The sequence below is a fragment of the Actinomyces glycerinitolerans genome, from assembly GCF_900098745.1.
In the GTDB taxonomy this organism is placed as follows: domain Bacteria; phylum Actinomycetota; class Actinomycetes; order Actinomycetales; family Actinomycetaceae; genus Actinomyces; species Actinomyces glycerinitolerans.
Window position 1 is genome coordinate 82483 of sequence record NZ_FQTT01000012.1, and the last position, 12257, is coordinate 94739.

9 protein-coding genes are annotated in these 12257 nt (G+C 68.6%); 7 read left to right on the top strand and 2 right to left on the bottom strand.

The genetic code is table 11. The features are described from left to right. Positions 1–44 precede the first annotated feature (44 nt). Genes ACGLYG10_RS10610 through ACGLYG10_RS10620 form a run of 3 tightly spaced genes read left to right on the top strand, consistent with a single transcriptional unit; the run spans position 45 to position 4650 of the window. On the top strand, positions 45–1799 hold the full coding sequence (locus ACGLYG10_RS10610; RefSeq protein WP_073331598.1) for an ABC transporter ATP-binding protein: 1755 nt from the start codon (positions 45–47) through the stop codon (positions 1797–1799). After that, entirely contained in the window at positions 1796–3787 is a 1992-nt protein-coding gene (locus tag ACGLYG10_RS10615; protein WP_073331601.1) for an ABC transporter ATP-binding protein, read from the top strand. The genes ACGLYG10_RS10610 and ACGLYG10_RS10615 overlap by 4 nt, the downstream gene beginning before the upstream one ends. Next, positions 3784–4650: a TrmH family RNA methyltransferase gene (locus tag ACGLYG10_RS10620; RefSeq protein ID WP_073331603.1), complete on the top strand. Its 867-nt coding sequence runs from the start codon at positions 3784–3786 to the stop codon at positions 4648–4650. Before ACGLYG10_RS10615 ends, ACGLYG10_RS10620 begins: the two co-directional genes overlap by 4 nt. 152 nt (positions 4651–4802) lie before the next feature. Here the strand turns inward: ACGLYG10_RS10620 and ACGLYG10_RS10625 are convergent, their stop codons facing one another. Continuing rightward, positions 4803–6866, bottom strand: coding sequence for a glucose PTS transporter subunit IIA (locus tag ACGLYG10_RS10625; protein WP_073331606.1), 2064 nt, complete (start codon positions 6864–6866; stop codon positions 4803–4805). A 361-nt stretch (positions 6867–7227) separates the two neighbouring features. Between ACGLYG10_RS10625 and ACGLYG10_RS10630 the strand changes: the two genes are divergently transcribed. The 4 genes from ACGLYG10_RS10630 (at position 7228) to ACGLYG10_RS10645 (ending at position 11407) form a co-directional block, all read left to right on the top strand. After that, positions 7228–7974: a hypothetical protein gene (locus ACGLYG10_RS10630; RefSeq protein WP_244542664.1), complete on the top strand. Its 747-nt coding sequence runs from the start codon at positions 7228–7230 to the stop codon at positions 7972–7974. A gap of 109 nt (positions 7975–8083) precedes the next feature. Further along, positions 8084–9742, top strand: a complete 1659-nt coding sequence (locus ACGLYG10_RS10635) for an ABC-F family ATP-binding cassette domain-containing protein (protein WP_170866505.1) — start codon at positions 8084–8086, stop codon at positions 9740–9742. A gap of 146 nt (positions 9743–9888) precedes the next feature. Then, positions 9889–10284: a HesB/IscA family protein gene (locus tag ACGLYG10_RS10640; protein WP_073331612.1), complete on the top strand. Its 396-nt coding sequence runs from the start codon at positions 9889–9891 to the stop codon at positions 10282–10284. 142 nt (positions 10285–10426) lie between these two features. Continuing rightward, complete coding sequence (locus ACGLYG10_RS10645) at positions 10427–11407, top strand: FKBP-type peptidyl-prolyl cis-trans isomerase (RefSeq protein ID WP_073331615.1); 981 nt, start codon at positions 10427–10429, stop codon at positions 11405–11407. Between the two features lie 109 nt (positions 11408–11516). Here the strand turns inward: ACGLYG10_RS10645 and ACGLYG10_RS10650 are convergent, their stop codons facing one another. Next, positions 11517–12164, bottom strand: a complete 648-nt coding sequence (locus ACGLYG10_RS10650) for a superoxide dismutase (protein WP_073331618.1) — start codon at positions 12162–12164, stop codon at positions 11517–11519. Positions 12165–12257: the final 93 nt, after the last annotated feature.

The following is a 12257-nucleotide window of genomic DNA, read 5'->3' on the forward strand; positions in this document are numbered from 1 at the left end:
AAATAGACACATGCCCATTGGGCGGCTCGCGGTAGCCTCTCCGAGTGCTGCTTAAGACACTTCGTCATTACCTCAAGCCCTATGCGGGCTCCTTGGCGATCGTCTTCTTGCTGAAGATCATCGAGACGATCGCCGTTTTATCACTGCCTACCCTCAACGCCGATATCATCAACGACGGCGTGGTCACGGGGGACACGGACAAGATCTGGTCCCTGGGCGGGCAGATGCTCGCCATCACCGTGGTCCAGGGGGTCGTCGCCGTCATCGGCACCTACCTGTCCTCCAGGGCGGCCATGGGACTCGGACGCGCCATGCGCAAGGACATCTTCAACCACGTCCAGCGCTTCAACCTGGAGGAGGTGTCCCGCTTCGGCGCGCCCTCCCTGATCACCCGCTCCACCAATGACATTCAGCAGGTGCAGATGGTGGTGTTCATGGCCAGCACCATGATGTTGATGGCGCCGATCATGCTGGTCGGTGGCACCGTCATGGCGCTGCGCGTGGACGTGCCCCTGTCCGCCCTGCTGCTGGTGCTGATCCCGCTGCTACTGGTGGTGGTGGGCGTGCTCATGAGCCGCCTGCTGCCGCACTTCCAAGTCATGCAGTCCCGGATCGACCGGGTGAACCTGGTGATGCGCGAGCAGATCCAGGGCGTGCGCGTCATCCGGGCCTTCGTGCGGCAGAAGGAACGCGGCCAGGTGTTCACCGAGGCCAACGACTCCTTGACGCGTACCTCGATGAGTATCGGCCGCCTGTTCGCCATCCTGATGCCGTCGGTGACCGTCATCATGAACCTCGCCTCCATTGGCGTGATGTGGTTCGGCGGGCTGCGCATCAACGACGGGCAGATGGAGGTCGGCGACCTGACCGCCTTCCTGAACTACATCATGCAGATCCTCTTCTCCGTCATGATCGCCGTCATGCTGGTGACGATCCTGCCGCGCGCCCAGGTGGCCGCGGGCCGCTTCCAGGAGGTCATGGCCGTGGATCCCGCCATCAAGGCGCCCGCCGAACCGGCGCACCTGCCCGCCCCCGGCGGCGCCGCAGGCACCCGGGGCCGCCGCGTGAAGTTGGACAACGTCACCTTTCGCTACCCGGGTGCGGACTCCCGCGTGCTGGCCGACATCAACATCGACATGGCCCCGGGCACCACCACCGCCTTCATCGGCTCCACCGGATCCGGCAAGACCACCCTCGCGAACCTGCTGCCGCGCCTGCTGGACGTGACCGAGGGGTCGGTGAGCGTTGACGGCGTCGATGTGCGCGACCTGGACCCGCACGAACTGCGTGAGAACGTCGCCACCGTCCCCCAGAAGGCCTACCTGTTCTCCGGCACCATCCGCTCCACGCTGCAGCACGGCCGGCAGGACGCCACTGACGCCGAGCTGTGGCAGGCCCTTGAGGCCGCCCAGGCGGCCGGCTTCGTGCAGGCCCTCGACGACGGGCTCGACCACGAGGTCGACCAGGGGGGCGTCAACTTCTCCGGCGGCCAGCGTCAACGGCTCGCCATCGCCCGCGCCCTGGTGCGCCGGGCCGGCGTGTACGTCTTCGACGACTCCTTCTCCGCCCTCGACTACGCCACCGACGCCCGCCTGCGCGCCGGGCTGCCGCAGGCCACCGGCGGGGCGACCATCGTGGTCGTCGCCCAGCGCGTCGCCTCGGTGCGCAACGCGGACCAGATCGTGGTCCTCGACGAGGGCCACGTGGTCGGAATCGGCACCCACAACGAACTCATGGACACCTGCCCCACCTACGCAGAGATCGTCCTGTCCCAGATCAGCGCCGAGGAGGCCGCATGAGCCACGGACCCGGGCCCCGGCGGGCCCCCAACCAGAAGGCGAAGAACTTCCGCGGCACCTGGCGGCGCCTGCTGCACGAGCTGCGCCCCGAGCGGCTGCGCATCGGCGCCGTCATAGTGCTGACCGCGGGGGCGGTGGTGCTGAATGTGGCCGCCCCCAAGGTCGTCGCCCGCGCCACAAACGTCATCTTCGAAGGCGTGCTGGGCAAACTCCTGGCCAACTTCGGGCTGCCCGACGGGCTGTCCGGAGATGAACTGGCGCAGGCGCTGCGAAGCGCCGGCCAGGACACCTACGCGGACATGCTCTCCGCCTACGACGTGGTCGTCGGCCAGGGCCTGGACACCCACGCCCTGATGGTGATTCTGCTGCAGACCCTCTCCCTGTACGTGCTTTCGGCCCTGTTCCTGTGGCTGCAGGGCCACATCCTGGCCGGCGTCATCCAGCGCACCGGCCAGCGCATGCGCGCCGAGGTCGCCACCAAGCTGGACCGGGTGCCGCTGTCCTACATCGACCACGGCTCCCGCGGCGACATGCTCTCCCGCGTCACCAACGACGTCGACAACATCACCCAGACCCTGCAGCAGACCCTCTCACAGGCGCTGAACTCGATCATCACCGTGATCGGCGTGTTCGCCATGATGCTCACGGTCTCCGTGCAGCTGTCCCTGATCTCCCTGGCCACGCTGCCGGTGGCGCTGATCATCACGCTGCTGATCGCCTCTCGCGCCCAGCCGCACTTCACCGAGCAGTGGGACGCCACCGGTGACGTGTCCGGCGTCGTCGAGGAGGCCTTCACCGGCCACGAGGCGGTTGCCCTGTTCAACTCCGAGGAGACCTTCAACGCCCTGTTCGAGAAGGAGAACAACCGCCTGTACAACGGCTCCTACAAGGCGCAGTGGATCTCCGGCACCATTCAGCCGGCGATGCGCGTGGTCTCCAACCTGAACTTCGTGATCATCGCGGTGATCGGCGGTGTCAAGATCACCAACGGCCAGATGACCCTGGGCGACGTGCAGGCCTTCATCCAGTACTCCCAGCAGTTCACCCAGCCCATCACCCAGCTGGCCTCCATGGCCAACCTGCTGCAGTCCGGCGCCGCCAGTGCCGAGCGGCTGTTCGAGATCATGGACGCCCCCGAGGAGGACGACACCGCCACCCGCGCCCTGCCGGAGCGAGTGGCCGGCCGCGTCGTCTTCGACCACGTGAAGTTCTCCTACAGCCCGGACACGGAACTGATCACCGACCTGAACCTGACGGTGGAGCCCGGACAGACCGTCGCCATCGTCGGCCCCACCGGCGCCGGGAAGACCACCCTGGTGAACCTGCTGCTGCGCTTCTACGACCCGCAGGACGGTGCGATCACGCTCGACGGCGTGGACACCCGCGACCTCGCCCGCAACGAACTGCGCGAGCAGATCGGCATGGTGCTGCAGGACACCTGGCTGTTCGAGGGCACCATCGGGGAGAACATCGCCTTCGGCGCCTCCCACGCCACCCCCGAGCAGGTGCGCGCGGCCGCCCGGGCCGCCAGCGTCGACCACATTGTGCGCTCCCTACCCGACGGTTACGACACGATCATCGACGACTCGGGGGCGGGCGTGTCCGCCGGTGAGAAGCAGCTGATCACCATCGCCCGCGCCTTCCTCGCCGACCGGCAGATCCTGGTGCTGGACGAGGCCACCTCCTCGGTGGACACCCGCACCGAGCTGCTGGTTCAGAAGGCCATGGTCGGACTGCGGCAGGGACGCACCAGCTTCGTAATCGCCCACCGCCTGTCCACTATCCGCGACGCCGACACCATCCTGGTCATGCAGCACGGCGACATCGTCGAGCAGGGCAACCACGAGACCCTCATGGCCGCCCAGGGCGCCTACTACGAGCTTTACCAGAGCCAGTTCGCCGGTCCGGAGGGGGAGGACGAGCCCGCGGTTCAGGTCGACCCGCTGCTGGCCGCAGTGGGCCGGGACCCCCGGGGCAACCGCCTGTGATCATCCCGCTTGAGACCCTCGACGACGTCGCCGACCCCCGTCTGGCCGACTACACGCGCCTGACCGACGTGGCGCTGCGGCGTCGCCTGGAGACCGAGCGCGGCCTGTACATGGCCGAGTCCACCAAGGTCATCACCCGGGCCGTGGCCGCCGGGCACGCACCTCGCTCCTTCCTGATGGCGCCGCGTCACTGGGAGCAGATGCGCCCGGTGATCGCCGCCGCCAGCGGCTGCGATGGACGCGACGACGGCGGCCGGGTCCCCGTGTTCATCGCCCCGGAGGAACTGCTGGAGACCCTGACCGGCTTCCACCTGCACCGGGGCGCGCTGGCGGCCATGAACCGCCCCGCACTGACCGGCGTCACCGAGCTGCTGGCCCGGGCGCGCGGCGGGGCCGGGGCGCGGCGCATCGCCATCCTGGAGGACCTGGTCGACCACACCAATGTGGGGGCCGTCTTCCGCAGCGCCGCCGCGCTCGGTATTGACGCCGTGCTGGTCACCCCGCACTGCGCCGACCCGCTGTACCGGCGCAGTGTGCGGGTGTCCATGGGTACCGTCTTCCAGGTGCCCTGGACGCGCATCGACCGCTGGCCCGCCCTGGACGAACTCCACGTGGGCGGCTGGACGGTGGCGGCCCTGGCCCTGGCCGACGACTCGGTCGGCCTGGACGACTTCGCCGCCTCGCCGGCCTGCACCGACCCGGAGGGGAGGGTGGCCGTGGTGCTGGGCACCGAAGGAGACGGGTTGGGACGGCGCACCATCACCGCCGCCGACGCGGTGGTGCGCATACCCATGGCCGGGGGAGTGGACTCCCTGAACGTGGCCGCGGCCGCCGCGGTCGCCTTCTGGGCACTGCGGGCGTAGTTCGTTCCGACCAGGGGACGCGGCCGGTTATCCGGGCCCGGAAGCCGTATTGACGCGACAAAGGCGCCGGTGGCCGACACCCCGCAACGGGGTGCCGGCCACCGGCGCCTTGTCTCACCGGCCGACGCGTCGTCGACCGGGTGAGGTGCGGATCAGGCGGTGAGCCGCAGCAGCGGGTCGCCCGGGGCGACCTCGCCGGAGGCGATCGCCTCCACGGAGGTGAAGGCCGCCGTGTTGGTGATCAGAATCGGGGTGGTCAGCGGGTGCCCTGCCTGCTCAACGGCGGCCCGGTCCACGCGCACCAGCTCCTGGCCCGCCTCGACGCGGTCGCCCTGCTTGACCAGGACTTCGAAGCCCTTGCCCTCCATCTCGACCGTGTCCAGGCCGACGTGGATGAGCAGCTCCACGCCCGAGTCCAGGTTGATACCGTAGGCGTGCCCGGACTCCGGCGCCACCACCACGGTGCCGGCCGCCGGGGCGGTCACCACGATCTGCTGTTCGGAGGGCTCGATGCCGACACCCTGGCCGACGGCGCCACCGGCGAACACCGGGTCGGCGACCTCGGCGAGCGGCACCACGGTGCCGCGCACGGGGGAGACGAGCTCGGTGACCGCGCCCTCAACCAGTGCCGGCTTGGGCTGCGCGGCCTGGGCCTTGGCAGCCTCCTCCAGCGCCAAGTCGGCGGCGGTCTCCTCCGGGGAGGCCTCCACGTAGCCGTCCGCGGCGGCCGCCGCGCGGGCCTCCGCCTTCTCCTCCTCCGTGCGGTAGTCGGAGATGAACAGGATGATGAAGGAGGTGAAGAAGGCCGCCGCAATGGCGATGGCGTACAGGGCCATGGGGGAGAAGACCGGAATGGTCAGCAGCGAGGTGAAGGCGAAGGTTGTGGCGTCCACGCCGCCACCGATGCCCACGATCAGACCACCCACGGCGCAGCCGACCAGCATGCGCGGGTAGATGCGCTTGAAGCGCAGGTGAATTCCGTACAGGCTCGGCTCGGAGATGCCGCCGAACAGGCCGGCCACCAGCGCACCGAAGGCCGTCTGGCGCATTTCGTTGTCCTTCTCCCGGATGGAGATGGCCAGCACCGCCGCGGTGGCGCCGAAGCAGGCGAAGTTCCAAGCGCCCATGGGGCCCTGAATGAAGTCGGTGTGGTTTGTCGCATCCGAGGCGATGTTGGCCAGCATGATGGCGTTGAGCGGCCAGTGCAGGCCCAACGGCACCAGGAACGGATACAACAGCGGAATGATGATCGCGAAGACGATCGGGGCGGTGGTGTTCAGCCAAGACAGGCCAGTTCCCAGGGCCGTGCCGACCCAGATGCCGATGGGGCCGAGGAGGAAGGCCGTGATCGGCATCATGATCACGAAGGACAGGAAGGGCACGAACACCATCTGCAGGTTCGGGGAGATGATCCGGGTCAGCCCCTTGTACAGCGGTGCCAGGAGCGCCACCATGATCAGAGGCGTGAACACCTGGCCGCCGTAGTCGTTCAACTGCATGGGCAGCCCGAACACGGTGGCGGTGCAGAAGTCCCGGTCGAGGAGAGCGTTGTGGGTGCAGACCACGTCGGTCGTCTTGGCGAGGTCGCTCATGTCGATGTAGTTCGGCGTAATGAGCGCCGCCATGACGGCCGTGCCCACCCACGGGTCGATCCGCAGCTTCTTGGAGGCGTTGTAGGCCACCATGATCGGCAGGAAGTAGAACACCGAGCGGTACATGGCGTCGATGAAGGCCAGCCAGGCCGGCTTGACTGTGGCGTGGGTGTCGATGAGCCCGAAGGCTTCGGCCATGGCCTCGCCGGCGATGATCAGCGAGGTGCCCAGCAGCACCGGCAGCAGTGGCCGGAAGGAGTCGGACAGGTACTCGAAGAACGCGTCCACGAACGCGTTCTTGCCGCGCGCCTTTGCGCGGGCGGCGGCCTTGACGTCGGCGTTCGACTGTGCCGTCTTGGCGCCGCCGCTCTTCATGGCGGGCAGATTCATGATGTCGTCGTACACGCTCTGGACGGCACCGCCGATGACGATCTGGTAGCGGTCGCCTGCCTGCGGGACCGCACCCATCACGCCGGGGATCTTCTCCACCGTGGCCTTGTCGACCACGGAGGCGTCCTGGAGCTCAAAGCGCAGTCGCGTTGCGCAGTGGGTGAGGTTGACGATGTTCTCGGGGCCACCCACGGCCTCGAGAATCGCTTCTGGAGCGGATGTGGTTGTTGCCATGTTCACCTTAACCGTCGGCCGTCGGCCGCACCCCAAGGGGGGTCGACGGGCTGGGTGGAGGGGCCCGGATGCATAGGGCCCTGCATGTCAGAGTAACGCCCCTGAAGGTGACCTGGGGCATATTTCCTTGCCCGACCGCGCGTCGCTGGGCGACACGCCGCATTCCGCTGATGAGCGGCTTGCGAGCTCCTGACCGCCTGCTGGTGACGGCCCGAGAACTCACCGAAGTCCACCGGTGCGCTTCGCGACACCCTGCGCGAATCGCATTCACAGGTGCTCGGCGTCGAACCCCGGAGCAGGCACAGGCTGGAACTCGACGGCGACGACGCCGTCGCAGCATCCCAAGCCGAGGAGACTCATCATGACCCCGCTCTCATCCACCCCGATCAACGCTCCCATCACGGTCGAGGCACCGCCGTCGCCGCGTCGCACGGCGCCGCCCACAAGTGAGAGGGACCAGGACCCTGGTCTGTACGGGCCGCGCGGCTGGACGGTGCGCGCCGGCGTATGGCACGCCCTGGCCGACTGTCGCGACGAGTTGCGCTCCACCGTGATCCCCGCCCAGTTCGGCTTCGCGCCCGCCGGGCTCATCGGTGCCGACGGCACCCCGGAGGACGACTACACGCCCTTCCACGATATGGGGCCGCGCACCGCCCGGCGGCTACTGGACATACTTCCCGCCGAGCAGCTCGGCGACCGGCAGAACCTCGGCCCCACCCTGGGCTCTCTGCTGCGCGCCTGTGTGCGCGCCGACGGGCGGGTACGCCTGTCCGGCTACGGCATCGGCCCGCAGCGAAAGGACGAGCGCGTCAGCGTGGAGGGGCTGTGGATCGCCGACCCCGACCTGCTCGACGCTCTCTTCGAGGTGATCGCAGGCATAGATGATGACGGCGACGAGTATGACGATGACGAGTACTGGGCCTGTGAGGACCGCGACCCCGACGACGTCGAAGAGCTCGAGGCGCTGGTCGCCCTGGGGCTGCGGGAGGTGTGGCGCTGCGTGGCCGAGCGCTACCAGCTGGACGCTCACGCCGGCCCCGATGAGCTCAAGCCCCTGCGCCGCCACTGGACCCATGGGCCGGTCGGCACCTGGCTGTGGTGGGACTGACCCGCCCGGTGCACCGGGCGACCGCCTCCCGGCGATGTGATGGACAACCGGGTCGGCCGCCGTGCTCCCAGGGGCGGGCGGCCACCCGGATACCCGTAGCATGCGCATCGTGATTAACGTCCAGAACCTCACCATGCGCATCGGCGCCCGGCAGCTAGTGGCCGACGCCTCCTTCCGGGTGGACAAGGGCATGCGCATCGGGCTGGTGGGACGCAACGGGGCCGGCAAGACCACCATGACCAAGCTCTTGGCAGCCGCCTCGGTGGCGCAGGGCACCAGCCAGGCGGTCGCCGACGCCGATGAACGCCACGGCCTGGAGGCCGTCGAGCACGAGGGCCTGATCACCTGCAACGGCTCGGTCGGCTACCTGCCCCAAGACACCCGGGTCGGGGACCTGAACGAGATCACCCGCGATCGGGTCCTATCCGCCCGCGGCATCGACGCGCTGCTGGCGCGCATCCGCCGCGCCGAGGAGAAGATCGCCACCACCAGCGGCAACGCACAGGCCAAGGCCCTGGACCGCTACACCCGCCTGGACCACGAGTTCACCATGGCGGGCGGCTACGCCGCCGCCAGTGAGGCCGCCCGCATCTGCGCCTCCCTGGGCCTGCCCGACCGGGTGCTCGACCAGCCGATCGGCACCCTGTCCGGTGGTCAGCGCCGTCGCGTGGAGCTGGCCCGCGTCCTGTTTCAGCAGCCGGACACGCTGCTGCTGGACGAGCCCACCAACCACCTGGACCACGACTCGATCCTGTGGCTGCGCGACCACCTGCGCGCCTACTCGGGCGGCTTCATCGTCATCAGCCACGATGTGGAGCTGCTGCGCGACACCGTCAACCAGATCATGTACCTGGACGCCGGCCGCGGCGTCCTGGACGTCTACCACCTGGGCTGGGACGCCTACCTCAAGCAGCGCGCCGATGACGAGAACCGGCGTCGTCGTGAGCGTGCGAATGCCGAGAAGAAGGCGGCGGCGCTGCGCGCCCAGGGGGAGAAGATGCGCGCCAAGGCCACCAAGGCCGTGGCCGCCCAGCAGATGCTCAAGCGCGCCGACCGGCTCATGGAGGGCCTGGAGGCCGAGCGCGCCCAGGAGAAGGTCGCCCACCTGCGCTTCCCCGACCCCGCCCCCTGCGGCAAGGTGCCGCTGCGCGCTGCCGGACTGTCCAAGGCCTACGGCTCCCTGGAGGTGTTCGCCGGCGTCGACCTGGCCATCGACCGCGGCAGCCGCGTGGTGGTTCTGGGCCTGAACGGAGCCGGCAAGACCACGCTGCTGCGGCTGCTGGCCGGCATCGAGCAACCCGACTCCGGGCGGGTGCAGGCCGGCACCGGCCTGAAACTCGGCTACTACGCGCAGGAGCATGAGACCATCGACGACTCGCGCACCGTGGTGGAGAACCTGCGCAGCGCCGCGCCCGGCCTGGATGACACCGAGGTGCGCAGCGTGTTGGGCTCGTTCCTGTTCTCCGGGGCCGACGCCGATAAGCCCGCCCGCGTCCTGTCCGGCGGGGAGAAGACCCGCCTGGCCCTGGCGCTGCTGGTGGTCTCCAGCGCCAACGTGCTGCTGCTGGATGAGCCGACCAATAACCTCGATCCGGCCAGCCGGGAGGAGATCCTGCACGCCCTGGGCACCTTCGCCGGCGCCGTCGTGCTGGTCACCCACGATGAGGGCGCCGTCAAGGCCCTGAACCCCGATCGGGTGCTGCTGCTGCCCGACGGTGACGAGGATCTGTGGAGCGAGGACTACCTGGAGCTCGTCACGCTCGCCTGACTCGGCTGGAACGGTGAGTGTCATCACTCCCGTCGGTGTTCCCGTTCACTATGCGGCCCGACGTAGGGTGAGGGGAACATCTCGGACCGTCGGCGTGTTCGCCCCGGTGCAAGGCACCCCTTAGTAGGAGTTAGTAGGAGACAGACATGGCTGAGACCACCCTGACCGACGCTTCCACCGACACGATCGCTCCCACCCACGAGGTCATGCTCACCGAGGCCGCCGCCGCCAAGGTGGCCGGCCTACTCGTGCAGGAGGGCCGCGATGACCTGCGTCTGCGTGTGGCCGTGCAGCCGGGCGGTTGCTCCGGGCTCGTCTATCAGCTCTACTTCGACGAGCGCCTCCTGGACGGCGACGCCATCCGCTCCTTCGCGACCGGTGACGCCGAGCTCGCCTCCGTGGAGGTGGTCGTTGACCGCATGAGTGTGCCTTACCTGAATGGCGCCACCATCGACTTCTCCGACACGATCGAGAAGCAGGGCTTCACCATCGACAACCCCAACGCCGTCGGCACCTGCGCATGCGGCGAGTCCTTCCACTGAGTGCACCGGGCGTCGATCGTCCTGCCCCACGTGCAGCCGGCCCTTCGCGGGTGTCGGTGCCGTTCAGCGCCGGGGTGGCGCAGCGGACGCACGTCTCCCGCCTCACCCCGTCGCTTTTCGCACGCATTCGAGGAGTATTCAATTGCGCCGTGTCACGACTGTCCTGCCCGCTCTGGCCCTGACCGCCTGTCTGGCCCTGGCGGGCTGCTCCGATTCGTCTGGAGGAGCCAGCGGCTCCGCTGAGGCCGCCGTAACGCCATTGAGCAATGTCGACTGCTCCACGCTGAAGATTGACGACGACGCCGACTCCCTGCCCACGCTCGAGGGGGATGCCGACGCCGAGCCCACCGTCACCTGGGGCGACGGCGATGCGCCGGCCAACCTGACCGTCAAGACCCTTGATGCTGGCGACGGCGCCGAGCTGACCGAGGACTCGATCGTCCTCGCCGACTACGCCGGCTGGGAGTGGGGCGCGACCGAGGTCTTCGACTCCTCATATGCGCGGGGAGAGGCGACGCCGTTCAGCCTGCAGGGGGTCATCTCCGGCTGGCGCTGTGGGATTGCCGGGCATCGTGTCGGGGATCGGCTGCTGCTCTCCATTCCCGCCGAGCTGGCATACGGCCAGCTGGCCGTGTCACCGAACTCTCCATCCGGCCCCTTGGTGTTCGTGGTTGAGGTCGAACAGGCGATCAACACCGATGAAGTTGTTTCTGCCACGAAGGATGCGGAGGTTGACGCCGAGGCGCAGCAGACCCTGGCGGACCTGGGCGTCACCGTCTCCGGCGACCTGGGCGCCGCAGCCACCATCTCCGTGGCCGACGGAGCCGAGGCGCCCACCGAGCAGCAGAACTTCGTGCTGGCGCGCGGTGCCGGTGATGAGATCGCCGAGGGCGATCAGGTGGCGCTGGAACTGGCCTTCGTCAATTGGGGCGACAACGGCTCGTTGCAGTCCTCCTGGGAGGTGGGCGGCCCGCAGATCACGACCGTTGTTGCGGCCGCGACGCTAATCGGCGGCCTGGTGGGGGTGCCGGTTGGCTCCCGCGTTGTCATCCTTATGCCTGGTGACGAGGCGGCGGGTACCGTCGCGTCCGCCTACGTAGTCGACGTGGCCAAGATCCTGTAACCACCCGCCCCAGGCCTCGGCATAGCGAGGGCCGCCCGGCACCACACCGGTGCCGGGCGGCCCTCGCGTATGCGATGCGCTTGTTCCGCTCAGACGGCGCGGGCGGGTGTCAGCGCACGATCATGCCCTCGGCGTGGGCGACGGCGTTCGCCAGGCGCGCGGACACGTCCTCCCAGTTGACGATCTGCCAGATGGCCGCCAGGTAGTCGGCCTTGACGTTGAGGTAGTCCAGGTAGAAGGCGTGCTCCCACATGTCGATCTGGAACAGCGGGATGGTCCCCACGGGCACGTTGCCCTGCTGGTCGAACAGCTGGAAGGTGACCAGCTTGCCGGACAGCGAGTCGTAGGCGAGCACCGCCCAGCCGGAGCCCTGGATGCCCAGCGCGGTGGCGTTCAGCTGCTGCTTGAGAGCGGCGAAGGAGCCGAAGGAGTCCTTGATGGCCTCGGCCAGTTCGCCCTCGGGCTCGCCGCCGCCGTTGGGGGACAGGTTCTTCCAGAAGATCGAGTGGTTGAGGTGCCCGCCCAGATTGAAGGCCAGGTTCTTCTCCCACAGGTTGATGGCGGCGAAGTCGCCGGTAGAGCGGGCCGCGGCCAGCTGCTCCAGGGCGGCATTGGCGCCGGTGACGTAGGCGGCGTGGTGGCGGTCGTGGTGGAGCTCCATAATGCGTCCTGAGATGTGCGGCTCCAGGGCGGCGTAGTCGTAGGGGAGCTCGGGCAGCGTGTACCTCGGAGTGTTGATGTCGGTCGGTGCGCTCATAGCGGTCCTGCCTCGCGGTGTGCGGTTGTCGGTACTGACGTCGCGGTACGCAGCCTCACTCATGGGTGCGACTGAAGTCCTAGACGAGATTAA

What these genes read in the sequence shown, in the direction of transcription:
- ACGLYG10_RS10615 (WP_073331601.1), top strand. Translation starts at nt 1,796, where the DNA reads ATGAGCCACGGACCCGGGCCCCGGCGGGCCCCCAACCAGAAGGCGAAG.
- ACGLYG10_RS10625 (WP_073331606.1), bottom strand. Translation starts at nt 6,866, where the DNA reads ATGGCAACAACCACATCCGCTCCAGAAGCGATTCTCGAGGCCGTGGGT.
- ACGLYG10_RS10630 (WP_244542664.1), top strand. Translation starts at nt 7,228, where the DNA reads ATGACCCCGCTCTCATCCACCCCGATCAACGCTCCCATCACGGTCGAG.
- ACGLYG10_RS10640 (WP_073331612.1), top strand. Translation starts at nt 9,889, where the DNA reads ATGGCTGAGACCACCCTGACCGACGCTTCCACCGACACGATCGCTCCC.
- ACGLYG10_RS10650 (WP_073331618.1), bottom strand. Translation starts at nt 12,164, where the DNA reads ATGAGCGCACCGACCGACATCAACACTCCGAGGTACACGCTGCCCGAG.